The following is a 508-nucleotide window of genomic DNA, read 5'->3' as shown; positions in this document are numbered from 1 at the left end:
ACTTGTGTCACTTGCGTTTCTGTGGTCACTGGGCGGCCGGTTTTGTCGGTGGGTGCGCATAGTGTCGCGGTGTGGGTATCGATCGCGAGGCGTTGACGGCGGATTTCGCCGCCGTGGACGCCGCCGTGGACCGGCTGCTCGGTCATGACTGCGAGGCGTTGACCACCCCGGAGTTGTTGGCGTGGCTGGCCCGGGTGGAAAAGGTGCGCCGGCGCCTGCCCGCATTGGAGCATGCGGTGATCAACACCCTGGCGCGGCAGGCCAGCGCCGAAGAGCTGGGCGGCACGCTGCCCCACGCGATCGCCGAGGCGGCGTTGATCACCCGCACCGACGCCTCTCGGCGGGTGCGCGCGGCCGCCGACCTGGGCCCCCGCCACGGCCTGACCGGCGAACCCCTGCCGCCGATCCTGGCCGGCACCGCCACCGGTCAACGGCAGGGCACGCTGGGCGCCGATCACGTCGCGACGATCCAGAAGTTCTCCCACCAGCTACCCGGCTGGGTCGACCA

General features: G+C 70.9%; 1 protein-coding gene. It reads left to right on the top strand.

Features of this window, described 5'->3' with window-relative positions:
• Window positions 1-71 precede the first annotated feature (71 nt).
• Window positions 72-508, top strand: a 437-nt coding sequence (locus FPZ47_RS27920) for a DUF222 domain-containing protein (protein WP_145039835.1), incomplete at its 3' end; no start/stop codon positions are given.

The organism is Mycobacterium helveticum (assembly GCF_007714205.1).
In the GTDB taxonomy this organism is placed as follows: domain Bacteria; phylum Actinomycetota; class Actinomycetes; order Mycobacteriales; family Mycobacteriaceae; genus Mycobacterium; species Mycobacterium helveticum.
Note: the sequence above shows the minus strand (reverse complement) of the source record. Positions and strands in the feature narration are given on the sequence as shown.